This is a genomic window from Nostoc punctiforme PCC 73102 (genome assembly GCF_000020025.1).
Taxonomy (GTDB): Bacteria; Cyanobacteriota; Cyanobacteriia; order Cyanobacteriales; family Nostocaceae; genus Nostoc; species Nostoc punctiforme.
Genome location: NC_010628.1, coordinates 7,734,731 through 7,750,432 on the forward strand (window position 1 = coordinate 7,734,731; position 15,702 = coordinate 7,750,432).

The following is a 15,702-nucleotide window of genomic DNA, read 5'->3' on the forward strand; positions in this document are numbered from 1 at the left end:
ATTTTTTAATCGAATGGCATTAAGAAAAGCTCTAAGCTAGGCAGAATAAGCACTACAGGTTTAAAATATGGCAACAACAGCTTTAATTGTCGGCGCAGGTAGTGGACTGAGTGCATCTTTAGCCCGCCTATTTGCCAAAGAAGGATTCACCGTAGCTTTAGCGGCTCGTCAAATTGAAAAACTTACTCAATTGACTAGAGAAATTGACGCAGTTAGTTTCGCTGCTGATGTCTCAAAGCCAAATGAAGTAGAACAATTATTTATTGATATTGATCGTAAAATTGGTTCCCCCAATGTTGTTATTTACAATCCCAGTTTTCGGGTGCGGGGGCCTCTTATTGATTTAGACCCTGGTGAGGTGGCAAAAACCTTAGATGTAACTGCTTATGGTGGCTTTCTCGTGGCCCAAGCTGCTACCAAAAGGTTTTTGCAACTTGGCGGTGGTGCTATATTTTTTACGGGAGCCTCAGCGAGTGTTAAAGGTTATCCTCTGTCTGCTCCCTTTGCAATGGGTAAATTTGCACTGCGCGGTTTGGCTCAGAGTATTGCTAGAGAATTAGCACCAAAGAATATTCATGTGGCGCATTTCGTGATTGATGGGGCAATCCGTTCAGCAGTTCGCCAAGATCCAGTAGATAATCCTGATAGTACTCTTGACCCAGATGCGATCGCTCAAACTTATCTCAGTATTCTCCGCCAGCCCCGCAGTGCTTGGACTTATGAAGTAGAACTACGTCCTTGGGTAGAGAACTTCTAGCCTAGACAATTGTTACAAAAATGGTTTTGCAGGTATGAAAATTGATTTTGGTGCAACTGCTGTTGATTACGCAAAACACCGCGCTGGCTTTCCCAGTTCATTATTTAATAAACTGTCTGAATATGGTATAGGTTTACCAGGACAGAATATTGTTGACCTTGGTACAGGGACAGGAACACTAGCGCGGGGCTTTGCTGATAGAGGTGCTTATGTAATTGGCATAGATCCATCAGCATCACTTTTAGAACAAGCGAGACAGTTAAGCGAATCAACCCAAATCAAAGTAGATTATCGAGTCGCAACTGCAGAAAATACCGAGTTACCAGATGCAAGTGCTGATGTAATCACTGCTGGACAATGTTGGCATTGGTTTGATCGTCCCCGTGCTGTCCAGGAAGTTACTCGGATATTGAGAAAAAATGGCTCAATTGCGATCGCTCATTTTGATTGGATACCCTTAAAAGGTAATGTAGTTGAAGCAACAGAACAACTGATCAAGGCTCATAATCCCGCGTGGAATTTGGACGGTGGGAATGGAATGTATCCCTTGTGGTTACAAGACATTGGCGAAGGAGGATTCCGAGAAATTCGCACATTTTCTTACGATGTATTTGTGTCTTATACACACGAAGCTTGGCGGGGGCGAATTCGGGCAAGTGCTGGTGTGGGAGCCAGCTTGACACCAGAAAAGGTAGAAGTATTTGACCAAGAGTTGGCGACATTACTCGAAGCAAAATATCCCACGCCAATCCTTCAGGTTCACCACAGAGTTTGGGCTGCGATCGCCAAATCACCGCTATGAAAAAATATAATTGAAGCTCTATGTTCCATCCAGAGAAAGCCATGACCAGCGACAGATAGCCAGTCGCCAGTCATGACTTATAATACAAAACTAGTTGCCCTTGATAGGTTTGATTCTAGCGATCGCTTGTAGTAACATTTTTGGCAGCCAAAAAAGATAACAATATAGTTGTTTTGCCTGACTATAAAGCGAAAATAACTTTGCTTCACTTAGTAAAGTATATGGTCGTACTGCTCTGAGAAGTTCTGCAAATTTATCTTCAGTCGCAGTTTCAACTGAACCACTGACAAAATAACCTTGTAAATGTGGAGGTAATGCCCAGTTAATATTAGGATCTGGCTGATGTATTACAGGCTCAACATTTCCCCGCCATGCAACTCCCATAATTTGCATAGTTTGATACACCATTGTGTTCCATCCTTTGTCTCTGAAGTAATCCAAGCCTTGTCCTACATCAGGAGAAGCCAAATCATGAAATAAAATTAAAGCATCTGCTTCTGCAAATTGTTCGCAAATAATTGCATCATTGAGCGGAGCTGGTGCTTCGTGATTACCATCTATAAATATCAATGACCATTTACGTTGAAATTTATTTGCTATCTCTTCTACTTTTTGAGGGCTGCATCCTGGTATTAGATTCACAGATTCCTTAACGCCTGCCAACTTTAGTGATTCTGTAACGCTTTCATTAAATAATTGTTCGGATAGCATCGGATCAATTACATCTAACTCCACCCCTCCTAGAGCCAAGTGACAAGCTGACCACCCCATCCAGCAACCTATTTCTAAAGCTTTTTTCCCTCGAAATTTCAAAGCTGTATTGTATAGAATATGAGCTTCATCTCTGCTCACAAATCCTACCTTTTGCCGTCGTTTATCCACATACCAGTTATGAGTGATATCCCGCCGTAAATAAAGCCAAAAAGAATCATATTTATTTCCTAAAATTATATTGGGAAAATATAAATCTGGCTGGATAGTGGAAAATCCTGACGATACATAATCTCCTTTTGGCAATAAGTTTCCTTCAATCACTTTGACTGTCTTTTCACTCATAAGTTACTCTCTAAGTATTTGAAATTCTAGGTTGTGGGGTTACAATTCAACTGGTCGCCGCGATAGCGTACCCCTGCGGGGCATCTTGCTACGCACAGCGTCTCATAGAGAGGAACACCGCTCTGATAATCGGTACTCGGACTGTGAATACATTCCAAAATTTGGGAAGGGTTAAAGCCCCGAACATAATTTTTCACTTCTTACTCAATTCCCAATCCCTTTTACTTTTCACCGTTTTTGTCCTCTTTTTTTCAGATTTTGTGATAAATCAGAAAAAAAGAGATGTCTGCACCATTCACTTAAAAAGAATCGCACAATTTTAGGACAAATAACCATGATCGATCTTTATTATTGGACAACCCCAAACGGTCATAAAATTACGATTTTCCTGGAAGAAGTCGGCTTGCAATATACCATAAATCCTGTGAATATTGGAGCTGGAGATCAATTTAAGCCCGAATTTTTGAAGATTTCTCCTAACAATCGTATCCCCGCGATCGTTGACCACGAACCAGTAGATGGAGGTGCGCCGATTTCGGTATTTGAGTCTGGGGCAATCTTGCTATATTTGGCAGAAAAAACCGGGAAATTAATCCCGCAAGATTTACGCCAACGCACTCAAGTTTTAGAATGGTTGTTCTGGCAAATGGGCGGTCTGGGGCCAATGGCAGGACAAAATCATCACTTTAGCGCCTATGCTCCCGAAAAGATTGAATATGCCATTAACCGCTACGTGAATGAGACAGGACGCTTATATGGAGTGCTAAATAAGCAACTAGCAGATAGAGAATTTGTGGCTGGGGATTATTCCATCGCCGATATTGCTGCTTATCCCTGGATTGTGCCCTATGAACGCCAAAGTCAGAATCTAGAGGATTTTCCTCACCTCAAGCGCTGGTTTGAGACAATAAAAGCTCGTCCGGCAACAATTCGCGCCTACGAGAAAGCAGAAGCATTGAAAGCTCAACCACTTGACCCAGATAAGTCACGAGATTTGTTATTTAACCAGTCGGCGAAGACTATTCAACCTTGAGCGTTCTGGGCGTTGAAGAAGAATCCAGAATTTAGAATGGGTGTAGCCCATTCTAAATTCTGTTTGATAAAACAATTAGGAAGATTGCGTGGGCTGATTAGCACCGGAAGCACAAGGTACAGCCGTTTCGCTGTTTATAGCTTTTTGGTTAGACAGGGAATCGCGCAGCAGTATTTGGTAGGATTGTGGATAACTTCGGCTACATCTATTGTTTTATTCTGGTTGGTATAGCGATCGCTCTGTTCTGTGTTTGGCTATTCAAGCAAAAGCAATACGGCACTTGAAAGTCAGATTAATTTAGTTTTAATTCAAGACTTGCCGCGTCTCCCGAAGTTCCGATCTTGTTAAAATGTATCGATGTCAAAAAAGCAACATCTCTTAAAGAAAAAACCCGGTTGGTCTTTGGATGAGCGAGATCCAAAGTTCATAGAATCTCTGATGCCTTTATTAGGCTTTTTCTATAAGTACTATTTTCAAGTGCAAACTAGTGGCTGGGAAAATATTCCATCCCAAGAAAAAGTCTTATTTGTCGGTTCGCATAATGGGGGACTCGCGGCTCCCGATATGGGAATGGTGATGTACGACTGGTTCAAACGATTTGGTACGGAGAAACCCGTTTATGGTTTAATGCATCCCAAAGCTTGGCAGGTTAGCCAACCACTAGCGCAAATAGCTGCCAAGGCTGGAGCAATCATAGCTCATCCAAAAATGGCTTACACTGCGTTGCGCTCTGGCGCTAGTGTGCTAGTTTATCCAGGTGGAGCCGAAGATGTGTTTCGACCGCATTATTTACGTAACAAAATCTACTTTGCAGGGCGACAAGGATTTATCAAGTTAGCATTGCGAGAAAATGTGCCGATTGTACCTGTGATTTCCTGGGGCGCTCACGATACGCTGATTGTACTGACTGACTTGTACAAAGTTGTGCAGCAACTCCACGAATGGGGAATGCCTTGGCTGCTGGGAATTGATCCAGAAGTTTTTCCAATCTATCTCGGATTGCCTTGGGGATTAGCAATTGGCCCGTTGCCCAACATTCCATTACCTGTGCCCATCTACACGCGGGTTTGTCCGCCGATTGTATTTGAACGCTACGGTAGAGAAGCAGCTAGCGATCGCCACTATGTCAATGAATGTTATGAATTAGTTGTTAGTCAGATGCAAGAAGAGTTAGATACTTTAGTCAAGGTAACTGCTGAGTCGAATAGTAGGTGAGGGGGCAGGCTTGCCGTGAGCGTAGCCGAACGGGGGCAGGAGATAAAAACTTACTTTATATATGTGATTTTGAGTCCTGCATTTTGCACCTCACTTACTTTCAATCTGCTGTAATACCTAACTCCTAACTATTATTTCTAGCCACCGCTAACTGGTGGAATCAATACGACTTCATCCCCATCTTGTAATAGGGTATCTGGTTCAACAAATATTAAATTAATCCCGAAGCGGGTGATGTCTCGCCATTGGGAAAGTTCAGGGTGTTCGGCTATGAGGCGATCGCATACTGCTTTAACTGGCATACTATTGGGAAATTCCAGTACCAGTTCCGAAACCTTAAAGGCTTCTTGATAAGCAGCGAACAATTTGACGGTAACGGTGATTGCAGATTTAGACATACAATATGCTTTGGCAGTACCAGCAAGTAATTTAATGCTTGACAAGCACCCTGAACTCTTGGGCTTAATTATACATTACTAACTAGCAAAGTTGTATTATTGGTAGATAATTATGTTTCCTAATCCAACATTTCTAGGTCAATTCCTAAAGCATTGAGTTGTTCAGCAGAGAGAGTACGCAATTTCTCTACAATTCTCTCCCGCTTTTGTCGCTCAACTTCAGCCCGTTCCTCACCCGTTAGCAGTAAATTTCCTTGTGCATCCCACCAGCGCAACCAAGGTAATTCTGCATTCTGATAAAATCCTTGCCAGATTCCTAACTCTACACCCATAGGAGCAATTGGGTAGTGTCCCCGTTCATTGGGTTGCATTAGTTCATAAGTATTATCGATTAGGTGGTAAACTTCCACTTGAGCTTTTGCTACTTCATAAATTCCATAATAAGGCACTCGAATTGCCTGCTCATAAACCCAAAACTTACCAACATTTCCACCTTCACCTTGAGATGGCGGTGTGTTATTTCGTTCTTCTGAACCATCTCCAGAGACAAATTCAATCACAATTAGGGGTGCAACATACTCCTTCCACAGCACATAAGAACGGCGCATTTTACCGTTAAGTGTCGGTGGTACATTGGGTACATAAAACCAGTCTGGTGCTTCAGCCCCTTTTTCAGGAGGATCTGTCAATCGCCAGTAGATACCAGAATCTTGTCCGATACAATATTGACCGTCAGGATGAAGTTGCTCTAGAACAGGTCTAATTGAATCTGTAATTAAAATGCTTTGCGGATGCTCCTGAAGATTTTCCACAAATGTACCATCTGAGTCTGGTAACTGTGTGTGGTCAGGTAAAGTTAATGCCGATAGGGAAGTCATGGGCACAACCAAGATTATATTTGTATTTTATTTATTATCCTAATAAATCTAACAAACTCTGTTGTGGTAGACGACTTTATGCTTGTAAATTTTGCACTTATTCGGTGTAAGTATATAGCGACAGTTTGGATTTATTGCACCAATTTAAAATTAATAGATGACAAGAGAAGATTTAATCATATTGAGTAATGGCTGTATAAATATATCCACTATTGGCTTTGCGAAAGCAAGTAAAACTCCAATAGTAATCGTCAATACTAAAGTCTGTTTAATAGAATAATTCTCTACTTTTTTCTCCAGATCATCCAAACGTTTTACCAAAGAAGGAAGAGAAGCAACTGAATCAGGACTATTCATTAAATCAGTGGGAATTAAATCATAACCTAGCTTCTTTCGTGGCTTATCATCATCTTTATCTAAATCTGCATACCATATAGAAAAAACTTTCTCACCTCTTCCTATATGAAGGTGAAGAGGCCCAGCATTATAAACAGCAAAAATTAGTTTACCGTTATAGCCTGGATCGACATGAAGACCTGAAACATTAATTAGCCCCTTTGACTTAAATTTAAATTTAATCGAAATGAATGCAAGTGCATTATCAGGAACTTTGACTGTTTCAGAAGTTATCAAAAATGCAAACTGTCCTGGAGGGATAGGAACAGTTTCTTTATCACTAAGAATAATTTTTTTCCGTTCTTTGAGAGGTGTATCAGGAAGGGCTGAAATATAAACTTCTTCTCCTAAGCACAATTCGTATGATGCAGACTGAATTTGATCCTCATTAAATGGTTCAATTAAACTGGGAAGACGAGAACTTAAAGTTTGTGATGACCAAAAACTCATTTGTTTTCCTGCAAGATATCGTTAAGTTAATGTTTTATCTCTACGGAGGCTGAACACAGGCTAGACTTTTTCAAATAGGTTATCAAGCGTGCATCAAGGTCAAGAACTACCCTTCCTCCCCGATTTTTCTCTACCTGTCGCCAGACATCATAGCCCATCAGAATCGCTTTCTCCCAATCGCCCAACGAACATTGAGAAACTTCTAAATGGCATGTCATATTTTTGATAGTCTTCAATATTTGGTAATCTAATGTTGAAACTCTTTCTAAGAAACCGTGATTTTTGGCATAGCTAAATATAAGTGCTGATATACCTTCTTCAATGGCTATTGCACGTCCACCGTCTTCAACCTCGTCAATACTAGAATTACTTTTGCGCTTACGTTTAAGCATACTACGAGTGACCGCAGACCAACCTAAAACTGCGGCGTAGGAAAAATGGAAAACATCATGAAAGCGGTAGCCATCACTTGTATAGGAATTATCCGTGAGATCATTTCCAACTTGTTTTTTGTTGATAAATGCCTTCATTTTGATTGAGTTATCTTTGCTTATCTCCGTAATTTCTACTTCAAATTGTCGTGGTAAACTTTCATTTTCAGGAAAGTCATTGTCGAATATGTAGGTTGTACCTTTATCCTCTATCTGTGCTGAATCTCTCCATCCCCAACGGTCACGGCACTTTCTCAGATTATCTTCCGCAATTTCTTCCAAATTAAGGTTAAACTTGCTTGCCAAGTTGGAAATATACCAAAGCATATCTCCCAATTCTTCCGCGATGCCTTCTTTAAATAGTTTGTGTGCATCACCGTCGCGTAAATGTTTTTTATACTCAGTCATCAATGAGCCAACTTCACCCACTAAACCTAGTAGCGGTATCATTAATTCAGTACCTTCGACAGCAGGAATTTGGTCTGTCTTCAGTGCTTGTGTTTGATACTCAGAAAAATTCATAATAGACATATCCAATTTTAAAATTGTTGATTATAGTGATTCTCTGAAGGATAAAATATAAACTTGACGATGAATAAAAAGTATCGCCATTAGAAAATTAAACTATATTTATAGAGAATTACTAGGAAAAATAATTGGTTGTGTACTAACTGAAAGACGTAACGGATGGTGTGGGTATCCATACTTTGTTAGAACTAGGCAGTAAAGAGGTTGTTTATCAGAAATTAGACTTAACACTTCTTTTTCACGGTTCTGAATTCTGGGATATTTCCCCGCACCCCATGCCAAAATAATTAAGGCAGCGCGTTTTGTTGCTACTTGAATATAGCAGTTGTTTTTTGGCCCCACAGGGTCATCTACTTGGCAAAGTTCACGGGGGTTTGTAGCACAATAAGCAAATAGATTAACTACTTCAAGAGAACCATATTTCCAAGACTTAGCAAAGTTAATACATCTAGTGAGAGTGTGATCATTTTTCTTATCATCGGCGATACTTGGGTTAAGCATCACAAAAGTAACTTGAGGTAAACTTATATCCCATTTACGGCGCAGTAAGTAGCGATACTTTCTAGTGATGTCGAACTTAGCATATCCTTTTATGTCCATGTATTTTACTCTGAATTACTATGGATTTATAAAGAGCGGCTTATCTTAAAACAGACACAACTGTTTATGCTTTTCAATTTCTATATTTTGTAAAACTTTTGATTTTTTTCTCTGAGTCTCTTGTTCAGATTTTTTATATTGTTTTGATACATTATTCGGAATTTCAGATGTTGTTTTTACCTGAGAATCTAGTTCCAAAGATAATTGCTGACAATTACTATTATTTAATATTTGCAAATTAGTAATCTCTAATGTTGGCAATCTCTGTGCTAAACTTTCTTGAACTTTATCATTAATGCACCATTTGGGTGGATAAAAATAATCAATTGCGTGAGGCGTTGAAGTAAATTTTGATTTGATTTTTTTGCGATTACTTTTCAATTCGGGAAATGCTGCTCGGCAGTATTTATCCGTTTCACAAAAAAGATTTTGACAGTCTATAGCCTGTAGTGGACGACCCCAGAGTGATTGAAAATTTAACCCCAAACGCTGAAACTCTTTTTCTTGGTTTTCAGTCATCCAATGAATTATATCAGTATATGTTTTACCATCTGTATCGACAAAACACTTGCTGATACCACGTTCGGCTCCTGGTCCTGCTATAGTAAAACTGTTTTCCTCAAAGTTGATAATTTCACTATAGTTAATATCTGTCGCTAATTGGTAAGCCATAAACTTACCTAGCAATGGATATTCTTGAATAATCTTAAAAACGTCTTCAAAATTTTTGGCTTTGACTATGTGATTGACCACTCTATCTTGGGCAACCATTTTATCAAGTAATGCCAAATGGTTCTGGTGTTTTTTATCATAACCAAACTCTTTGCTGGCACAAGACATATATGCACTGGTATAAATGACATATCCAAGATTCATAGCCTCTTGTAATATATCTGAATATACATTTGAGTCGAAATTAGACAGTGTTATATAGTCTCCTATTTTGTTTTCTAAGTATTCCCATGTTTCTATTTTATTAAAAATTTTAAATAGTAGAATCCGTAAAATTACCTCTTCTTCATTCTGGCTCCTATTCTGATCGTAAATCACCTTTTTGATCAGATATTGTGAAACGCGATCGCTTGCTCGATATGCATTACAAAATTTATAAGTATTAATGATCGGGTCACTCGTCCACGGTGGTGGTACGTTGTTAATTTTGTTGAAAAATACTTCCTGCCGCATAGCAGCAAATCGCCAATAGGTATCAAAAATTTCTTGTCTTACTTGCATACACTGTTCTCCTGGTTTATCGTTATCAGTTTCAAACCTGTTTTTTATCCATGAGGCAAGATTATGCGACAACTGCCGCATAATCATCGTACCCGATCGCATTTCTAGCAAAACATCCTTAAAGCCGAGCGCAGCAACTATTCTTAACTTTTATCTACTGAATAATATGATTTTCAGGAAACACTAGGATCGTCAGCAGTTTTGATCTCTTTCAATATTCGTTCGACTTGGTTAACTTTTTCACCTCTATTCTGTGCTTTGAAAATATTTAAGGCTTTTTCTAGAGAAGACAGCGCCTCATCTTTTTTATTTGTTTGCCACAATACCAATGCAAAATTAGTCAGGGCCTCGCCATAGTTAGGATTGATTTCTAGAGCTTTTTTATATTCAGTCATGGCTTCATCCCAGCGACTTTGGCTAGCATAAACCATACCGATCGCATTATAAGCTAAAGCGTATTTTGACTGGAGACGAATGGCTTCTTGATAAGCGCTAATTGCTTCTTCTGGTTTCTTTTGCCGAAAAAGCACATTTCCCAGTTGAAAGTGTCCAAAGGCATCGTCTGGAAATTTTTTAATTAACTTGCGTAAATTTTCCTCTGCACCTGTTAAGTCTCCCTGATTAAATAAAGCATTGGCTTGTTGCAGCATCTGCGATCGCTCTGATGGCCCTGTATCTGAAAACTGTGCTAGTTTTTGTGGTTGTCTCTGTGCATCCTGTTCTGGCGGATGCAAAGAAACTTTTCCAGAAACCGCTAACGCTAATGGTGATAAACTAATTACAGTTAGAATAGTCAGCATCATGCAGCTAAAAGGTTGAACAAATGCTGATTTGGGTTTGCTCTTCAGCTTCATCGCCCTCAATGCCTCAATAATGTTCTTATGTCCATAATAAAATGTGGGTGCGTTACGTGAAATACACCACAAGTAGGAACGCACATCTGTGCATCCCTACAAGGTCAATTGAATTATTTACGTACCTTCCCGCAATTTATCCAACACGCTTCTATCTTCTAACGTCGAAGTATCACCAGATACCTCTTGCCCAGCAGCTAGATTCCGCAATAAGCGCCGCATAATCTTACCCGATCGCGTTTTGGGCAAAGCATCAGTAAAGCGAATTTCTCCTGGACGTGCGATCGCACCAATTTCTTTGACGACGTGCTGCTTGAGTTCTTTACTCAGTTCCTCACTTCCCTGATAAGTGCCTTCTAAAGTCACAAAAGCAACTACTTCTTCACCTTTGAGTTCATCCGGCTTACCTACTACCGCCGCTTCTGCAACGGCTGGATGCGAAACTAAAGCTGATTCTACTTCCATTGTACCAAGGCGATGTCCTGATACATTCAGTACGTCATCCACACGACCCATTACCCAAAAGTAGCCGTCTTCATCTTGTCTAGCGCCATCACCAGCAAAGTAAGTATATTTACCATCTTGGGGCGGAATGTGTTCCCAATAAGTGCGGCGGAAGCGTTCTGGATCGCCGTAAACTGTCCGCATCATTCCTGGCCACGGATGGCGCACCGCCAGATAACCGCCTTCGTTATTGGGTACGGTGTTTCCTTCTAAATCCACGACATCTGCAATAATTCCTGGGAAGGGAAGAGTTGCAGAACCTGGTTTAGTAGGGATTGCTCCTGGTAGCGGTGTAATCATGATACCGCCAGTTTCCGTTTGCCACCAAGTATCAACAATTGGACAGCGATCGCCACCAATTACTTTCTGATACCACATCCAAGCTTCTGGGTTAATGGGTTCGCCGACGGTTCCCAGCAAACGCAACGAAGACAAGTTTCGCGCATTAGGATGTTGTTCACCCATCTTAATAAATGCCCGAATTGCCGTAGGTGCAGTATAAAAAATATTAACGCCGTATTTTTCAATTACATCCCAGAAACAGCCAGGATTAGAAGCACGGGGCGCACCTTCATACATCACAGTCGTTGCACCGTTGGAAAGGGGACCGTAGACAATGTAACTGTGTCCCGTAATCCAGCCTACATCTGCGGTACACCAATATACATCTGTGTCTTGCAGGTCGAATATCCACTTAGTGGTGATGTGGGTATACAGATTATAACCAGCAGTTGTATGCACTACGCCCTTCGGTTTGCCGGTGCTACCAGAAGTGTAGAGGACAAATAGCATATCTTCACTATCCATCGGTTCGGCGGGACAATCTGCTGATGCACTTTTTTGTAAATCATGCCACCAATGATCGCGTCCCCCCAATTGCATATAAGTTTCTTGTCCGGTGCGCTTAACAACTAGGACATTTTCGACGCTGGGAACAGCACCATCAGCTAAGGCTTTATCTACTTGTTCTTTGAGAGGAACGATCGCATCTTTGCGCCAACCACCATCAGCCGTGATTACTAATTTAGCTGTGGCATCAATTAAGCGATCGCGCAAAGCTTCGGCACTAAAACCACCAAATACTACGCCGTGTGGTGCGCCGATTCTGGCACAGGCTAACATTGCGATCGCAGCTTCAGGAATCATCGGCATATAGATTCCAACGCGATCGCCTTTTTGTACACCCAGTTGCTTCAATACATTGGCGAATTGGCAGACTTCCCGGTGTAGTTGGGCGTAAGTTAGGGTACGCGAATCACCTGGCTCTCCTTCCCAAATCAAGGCTGCTTTATTTTTGCGCCAAGTAGTGAGGTGTCTGTCAAGGCAGTTGTAAGAAATATTCATCTTACCGCCAACGAACCACTTCGCAAAAGGCGGTTGCCAATCTAGCACCGTGTCCCATTTTTGGAACCATTCTAATTCTGTTCCAGCCAAATCTGCCCAAAATTGCTCTGGATCGGCTTTGGCTTTTTCATAGAGACGCTTGTAGTCGTCCAAGCTTTTAATGTGGGCGTTCTGCGAGAATTCACTAGGAGGATGGAAAAGGCGGTTCTCTTGGAGGATTGATTCGATATTTGGTTCTGACATGGTTAGTTATGAGTGCGATCGCTATTATTACTAAAAACTATTCTTAGCCCAGTTGTGCTAGATGGTGTTTAGATTTTCGTTAAGCTAGGTAGAAATTGCCGAGTTATTTAGTTTACATTCATTTTCATCTACCAAAACCAAGCGATCTGAGAAATGTAAAGACGTTACATTGCAGCCTATCTAGCGCGAATGTTGCAAAATATAAGTAGTCTTGACAAACAACGCCTGAAATTATGACGCTCACGGTCGAAGCTAGCAGCTTATCTCTCAATGATGTTCATCGTCTTCTCAAGCTAGAAGAACTTTCAGTTGGTTCATTTGCAGATTTTTTAAATTTAGAACCATTGACAGAGTTTGAACAGGAGGATTTATTGCGAATTAGAAACGACTTCCGTCGTTATCTCAGGCTTGGTAAAATTTCTGAGGGATTAGTTAAATTTTTAACGATTGCACCACTAATGCGGTTAGCAGGGTTTTACGATGTGCCGATTCGGTTGACAATGGAAGATAGCATTGCGATCGCTGTCGAAGATGAAGACAGAAGAATTACCGGACGGATGGATATTTTAGCAATCAACAGTTTTCAAAGTAATATTGCACCGCCATTTTGGGTTGTAGTAATTGAAACGAAAAACAGTGCGATTGAAGTGGGGGAAGGTTTACCTCAATTACTGACTTATGCTTTTAAGAGTTTAGAGCAACAACCATCTGTTTGGGGACTGGTAACTAATGGACTGCGTTATCAATTTGTTCATCTAAGACATGACGAGCAGTCAAATTATCAGTTAATGCCATTATTAAGCTTAAACGAATCTCCAGATGCAATAGAGTTATTGCAAGTTTTCAAAGGCATCTGCAAGTTAGCTAATTTTCAGTAAATAAATTGCGGAGCGATGGCAAATGTCTGAACCTGCTACTTTAGAATTCATCTCTAATGGTATTTCAGAAGACGAAGTTATTTTTCCTCCTGGTGATATACTTAGTGACGAGCTACCCTTGAAAAGCGATTTACACCGTGACCAAATCGATTTGCTAATTCGCATACTAGAATTATGGTGGCGGGAGCGGCAATATTTCTATGCTTCTGGCAATTTGACGATTTACTACAGTCCTAACCAGAAAACATCAGAATATTTTCGTGGCCACAGACTTTTTTGTAGTTTTGGGAACTCAGAAAAAAGACCGTAAGAGTTGGGTAGTTTGGCAAGAAAACGGCAAATATCCAAACGTGATTGTGGAAATTTTGTCAAGTTCAAAGACAGCAGTTGATAAAGGGTTAAAAAAACAAGTTTATCAAGATACCTTCCGTACACGAGATTATTTCTGGTTCGACCATGTAACAATGGAACTTCAGGGATTCCATTTAGTTGATGGCAAGTATCAAGAAATCCAAGTAACTACTGATGGACGTTTGTGGAGTCAGCAGTTAGAACTTTATTTGGGAGTTTATGAAGGTAAATTAAGATTCTTCACTACTGAAAATCAATTAATATTATCATCAGAAGAGTTAGCTGAACAAGAACGTTTACGTGCCCAACAAGCAGAAAAACGTGCCCAAGAGTTCAGAAGAACGCGCCCAACAAGCAGAGCAAGAACTTGCTCGATTGCGGGAGGTATTACGCACACAGGGCATTGAGTTAGAGAATATTTGATGACATCAGGAAATTAATTAGGTACACTTTCAAGTTAAGATTTAATTATTGGTGTGTAAAAAAGCGTTATCTTCTGAAAGTAGGGCCTCGTTTGCAAGCAACAGAGATTAAGGATAAGCTAAAGTCACTTATCGAGCAAGCCTCCTCGGTAGATCATAATTTGGCGAGAAGATTAGAGGAAATCAATCGTTGGGTAAAAAATATCAAGCCAGGTTCCCTGACTGCAAAACCATTTGTCATTGCATTTCTCTTAGAGGTAATTACGGATTCTACTATTTGGCTGATAATCAAATCCTTACCTTCGGAAGAAGAACAGAAAGCAAAGTTCGAGTTGATGACACCGATTGAAAGATATTGGTATGGTTATCTATTTCCTAGATGGATTAATGCAAGTGACTCCAAGTTTTATATTTGGAAACAAAAATTGATGGCAGGCGAATTTAATCAGGTCGATGATGATATCATTAGATCAATAGCTCAAGATGTTGTAAGTCGAGAAGGTAGTTTTTGGCAGCGTTATATCGCCGACCTCTCTATGGCAACAGACCTAATTGTTAGTAGTCGTAACAATCAACCGCTTTGCATTCAAGTTACTAGTGTCTCTGAAGAACTTAATTACCAAAAGTACCAAGCTTGGCAAAATACACTGCGATCGTGGGAAATAGAGAGAGGATTGTTCTTAAGTTATAATCCCAAGGATGCTAATTTTGTCAACCAGTTAGTCAACGTGGCCCTGTATAACAGTGATTACCTTTCTGGTGGCAAATATTTAAAATTTTCGTGAACTTTAAGGAATTTGATATTTCCGGTTTGTGTTCAGCCTACATACTTACTTGCTAATTACAGCTTTTATGGCTAACAAAAGAGAAACTCACTGCAACAATCAAGTGGATACATTTGCTGAAGCTTTAGCAACAGCGCGACAAATGCAGCAGAACTGGCTAACTTATGGGGTTGATTTTGTCAATTTTTACGTTGAAGATGTAGATGGAGACTGGCTAGAAACCTGGGGACATGACGAAATTTTAGGTAATTCTCAATTAGATGCTATTAAAGAATTTTTGGTAAGTCATGATAGTGTAGCTGTGAAGGTAAGACAGCATTTAGGAGAGCGATCGCTGTTTGATTTTGCCGTAAACTTAGATGAATCTTGGAGAATTTCCCAAACCAATGACAGGTTATCTGCGGTAAAAAATCTGTTAGCTGGTGAAGAACATAGTATTGATACAGATGATATTAGGTTATTGGATTTAGCAGATAATCTGGTAGTAAAATTGGCAGAGATTTTGTGAAATTTGAAATTATTTTGTAGTAAATTGCTTCCAGAG

16 protein-coding genes and 1 pseudogene are annotated in these 15,702 nt (G+C 40.2%); 8 read left to right on the top strand and 9 right to left on the bottom strand.

Translation table 11 applies throughout. The features are described 5' to 3' along the window. Positions 1-67 precede the first annotated feature (67 nt). Together NPUN_RS31775 and NPUN_RS31780 are read left to right on the top strand one after the other, a co-directional pair. Positions 68-757 (top strand): SDR family NAD(P)-dependent oxidoreductase, encoded by a 690-nt coding sequence (locus tag NPUN_RS31775; RefSeq protein ID WP_012412478.1) that lies wholly within the window; start codon positions 68-70, stop codon positions 755-757. Positions 758-791: 34 nt separating this feature from the next. Further along, the gene (locus NPUN_RS31780; protein ID WP_012412479.1) at positions 792-1,559 is read left to right on the top strand and encodes a class I SAM-dependent methyltransferase; all 768 of its coding nucleotides are present in this window, start codon (positions 792-794) and stop codon (positions 1,557-1,559) included. A 90-nt stretch (positions 1,560-1,649) separates the two neighbouring features. On the opposite strand, the gene NPUN_RS31785 is transcribed toward NPUN_RS31780, so the two are convergent. Beyond that, the gene (locus NPUN_RS31785; protein WP_012412480.1) at positions 1,650-2,615 is read right to left on the bottom strand and encodes a class I SAM-dependent methyltransferase; all 966 of its coding nucleotides are present in this window, start codon (positions 2,613-2,615) and stop codon (positions 1,650-1,652) included. Positions 2,616-2,949: 334 nt separating this feature from the next. On the opposite strand from NPUN_RS31785, the gene NPUN_RS31790 reads away from it, so the two are divergent. Continuing rightward, on the top strand, positions 2,950-3,648 hold the full coding sequence (locus NPUN_RS31790; RefSeq protein WP_012412481.1) for a glutathione binding-like protein: 699 nt from the start codon (positions 2,950-2,952) through the stop codon (positions 3,646-3,648). A 357-nt stretch (positions 3,649-4,005) separates the two neighbouring features. After that, entirely contained in the window at positions 4,006-4,863 is an 858-nt protein-coding gene (locus NPUN_RS31795; protein WP_012412482.1) for a 1-acyl-sn-glycerol-3-phosphate acyltransferase, read from the top strand. Positions 4,864-5,000: 137 nt separating this feature from the next. Here NPUN_RS31795 and NPUN_RS31800 read toward each other — a convergent pair whose 3' ends face one another. The 8 genes from NPUN_RS31800 to acs all read right to left on the bottom strand — a co-directional run bounded on the left by NPUN_RS31800 (position 5,001) and on the right by acs (position 12,722). After that, on the bottom strand, positions 5,001-5,261 hold the full coding sequence (locus tag NPUN_RS31800; protein ID WP_012412483.1) for a MoaD/ThiS family protein: 261 nt from the start codon (positions 5,259-5,261) through the stop codon (positions 5,001-5,003). 119 nt (positions 5,262-5,380) lie between these two features. Next, positions 5,381-6,139: a Uma2 family endonuclease gene (locus NPUN_RS31805; protein ID WP_012412484.1), complete on the bottom strand. Its 759-nt coding sequence runs from the start codon at positions 6,137-6,139 to the stop codon at positions 5,381-5,383. Between the two features lie 150 nt (positions 6,140-6,289). Further along, positions 6,290-6,985, bottom strand: coding sequence for a dCTP deaminase domain-containing protein (locus tag NPUN_RS37970; protein WP_012412485.1), 696 nt, complete (start codon positions 6,983-6,985; stop codon positions 6,290-6,292). Positions 6,986-7,011: 26 nt separating this feature from the next. Further along, positions 7,012-7,947, bottom strand: coding sequence for a nucleoside triphosphate pyrophosphohydrolase family protein (locus tag NPUN_RS31815; protein ID WP_012412486.1), 936 nt, complete (start codon positions 7,945-7,947; stop codon positions 7,012-7,014). Positions 7,948-8,046: 99 nt separating this feature from the next. Then, a complete protein-coding gene (locus tag NPUN_RS31820) occupies positions 8,047-8,544 on the bottom strand; it encodes a DUF1643 domain-containing protein (RefSeq protein ID WP_012412487.1) in 498 nt (165 codons plus the stop codon). A gap of 45 nt (positions 8,545-8,589) precedes the next feature. Then, on the bottom strand, positions 8,590-9,777 hold the full coding sequence (locus NPUN_RS31825) for a nucleotide kinase domain-containing protein (protein ID WP_041565758.1): 1,188 nt from the start codon (positions 9,775-9,777) through the stop codon (positions 8,590-8,592). A 173-nt stretch (positions 9,778-9,950) separates the two neighbouring features. Then, on the bottom strand, positions 9,951-10,631 hold the full coding sequence (locus NPUN_RS31830) for a tetratricopeptide repeat protein (RefSeq protein WP_012412489.1): 681 nt from the start codon (positions 10,629-10,631) through the stop codon (positions 9,951-9,953). Between the two features lie 117 nt (positions 10,632-10,748). Then, positions 10,749-12,722 (bottom strand): acetate--CoA ligase, encoded by a 1,974-nt coding sequence (acs, locus tag NPUN_RS31835; protein WP_012412490.1) that lies wholly within the window; start codon positions 12,720-12,722, stop codon positions 10,749-10,751. A gap of 233 nt (positions 12,723-12,955) precedes the next feature. On the opposite strand from acs, the gene NPUN_RS31840 reads away from it, so the two are divergent. The 4 genes and pseudogenes from NPUN_RS31840 to NPUN_RS31855 all read left to right on the top strand — a co-directional run bounded on the left by NPUN_RS31840 (position 12,956) and on the right by NPUN_RS31855 (position 15,666). Next, the gene (locus tag NPUN_RS31840) at positions 12,956-13,600 is read left to right on the top strand and encodes a hypothetical protein (protein ID WP_012412491.1); all 645 of its coding nucleotides are present in this window, start codon (positions 12,956-12,958) and stop codon (positions 13,598-13,600) included. Positions 13,601-13,622: 22 nt separating this feature from the next. Then, positions 13,623-14,374: pseudogene (locus NPUN_RS31845) on the top strand (Uma2 family endonuclease). A 91-nt stretch (positions 14,375-14,465) separates the two neighbouring features. Then, the gene (locus tag NPUN_RS31850) at positions 14,466-15,158 is read left to right on the top strand and encodes a hypothetical protein (RefSeq protein ID WP_012412492.1); all 693 of its coding nucleotides are present in this window, start codon (positions 14,466-14,468) and stop codon (positions 15,156-15,158) included. A gap of 67 nt (positions 15,159-15,225) precedes the next feature. Further along, positions 15,226-15,666, top strand: a complete 441-nt coding sequence (locus tag NPUN_RS31855; RefSeq protein WP_012412493.1) for a hypothetical protein — start codon at positions 15,226-15,228, stop codon at positions 15,664-15,666. The last annotated feature ends 36 nt before the right edge of the window (positions 15,667-15,702 follow it).

Excerpts from the sequence above, each read along its gene's own strand:
- acs (WP_012412490.1), bottom strand. The coding sequence starts at position 12,722 with ATGTCAGAACCAAATATCGAATCAATCCTCCAAGAGAACCGCCTTTTC.
- NPUN_RS31825 (WP_041565758.1), bottom strand. The coding sequence starts at position 9,777 with ATGCAAGTAAGACAAGAAATTTTTGATACCTATTGGCGATTTGCTGCT.
- NPUN_RS37970 (WP_012412485.1), bottom strand. The coding sequence starts at position 6,985 with ATGAGTTTTTGGTCATCACAAACTTTAAGTTCTCGTCTTCCCAGTTTA.
- NPUN_RS31800 (WP_012412483.1), bottom strand. The coding sequence starts at position 5,261 with ATGTCTAAATCTGCAATCACCGTTACCGTCAAATTGTTCGCTGCTTAT.
- NPUN_RS31820 (WP_012412487.1), bottom strand. The coding sequence starts at position 8,544 with ATGGACATAAAAGGATATGCTAAGTTCGACATCACTAGAAAGTATCGC.
- NPUN_RS31830 (WP_012412489.1), bottom strand. The coding sequence starts at position 10,631 with ATGAAGCTGAAGAGCAAACCCAAATCAGCATTTGTTCAACCTTTTAGC.
- NPUN_RS31840 (WP_012412491.1), top strand. The coding sequence starts at position 12,956 with ATGACGCTCACGGTCGAAGCTAGCAGCTTATCTCTCAATGATGTTCAT.
- NPUN_RS31790 (WP_012412481.1), top strand. The coding sequence starts at position 2,950 with ATGATCGATCTTTATTATTGGACAACCCCAAACGGTCATAAAATTACG.
- NPUN_RS31775 (WP_012412478.1), top strand. The coding sequence starts at position 68 with ATGGCAACAACAGCTTTAATTGTCGGCGCAGGTAGTGGACTGAGTGCA.
- NPUN_RS31795 (WP_012412482.1), top strand. The coding sequence starts at position 4,006 with ATGTCAAAAAAGCAACATCTCTTAAAGAAAAAACCCGGTTGGTCTTTG.
- NPUN_RS31780 (WP_012412479.1), top strand. The coding sequence starts at position 792 with ATGAAAATTGATTTTGGTGCAACTGCTGTTGATTACGCAAAACACCGC.
- NPUN_RS31785 (WP_012412480.1), bottom strand. The coding sequence starts at position 2,615 with ATGAGTGAAAAGACAGTCAAAGTGATTGAAGGAAACTTATTGCCAAAA.
- NPUN_RS31815 (WP_012412486.1), bottom strand. The coding sequence starts at position 7,947 with ATGTCTATTATGAATTTTTCTGAGTATCAAACACAAGCACTGAAGACA.
- NPUN_RS31805 (WP_012412484.1), bottom strand. The coding sequence starts at position 6,139 with ATGACTTCCCTATCGGCATTAACTTTACCTGACCACACACAGTTACCA.
- NPUN_RS31855 (WP_012412493.1), top strand. The coding sequence starts at position 15,226 with ATGGCTAACAAAAGAGAAACTCACTGCAACAATCAAGTGGATACATTT.